Here is a 552-nt window from a genome sequence, read left to right as displayed (position 1 = left end):
GGGATCGACCACGAAACGCTTCCTCAGCGCGCCGCGGCCCAGCAGCATGCGAAAACCCATCTCGTCGCGATTCGTCAGCGTCATCTCGATGGGCCAGACCGCTTCGCCCAGCTTCACGGCCGTCTCGATGACATAGCGGCGCTCACGCTCCCCGTTCGAGGAGGTCACGATACGCTCGTCGATAACCGGCGCCTCGCAGCGCACCTCCAGCTGGCGGCGACGCTGAACCGGATGCAACAGGAAACGAACGTATTTCTTGCCATTTCGCTCAAAAGGCCAAATTTCGAAGGCGTGGATCGCCGAAGTGCGCGCGCCGGTATCGATCTTCACCTTGATTCTGTCAACACCCAGTTCCGGCAAGCCGACCCATTCGCGCCAGCCGACGACGGGGCGCTCGCGCTTGACCTTTTTCATCGGCGCAGACCGCCCCGATTCGCCGGCAGGAGAACAGGGATTTCCCCTGGCTTGGCTGCCCCGTCCCCCTTCAGCCGACCCCGCAATGGCCTTGCTCCCCTGCTCTATCCCTTACGACCGGACGCCGCCTGCCGTGCA

Annotated in this window: 1 protein-coding gene; it reads right to left on the bottom strand. The window is 63.6% G+C overall.

The annotated features are described in order from the left end of the window. The coding region (locus ACKGJN_RS16670) for an ATP-dependent zinc protease family protein (protein WP_409540692.1) at positions 1-414 on the bottom strand (414 nt) is incomplete at its 3' end. Positions 415-552: the final 138 nt, after the last annotated feature.

The organism is Gillisia xinjiangensis (genome assembly GCF_046298265.1).
In the GTDB taxonomy this organism is placed as follows: domain Bacteria; phylum Bacteroidota; class Bacteroidia; order Flavobacteriales; family Flavobacteriaceae; genus Gillisia; species Gillisia xinjiangensis.
Note: the sequence above shows the minus strand (reverse complement) of the source record. Positions and strands in the feature narration are given on the sequence as shown.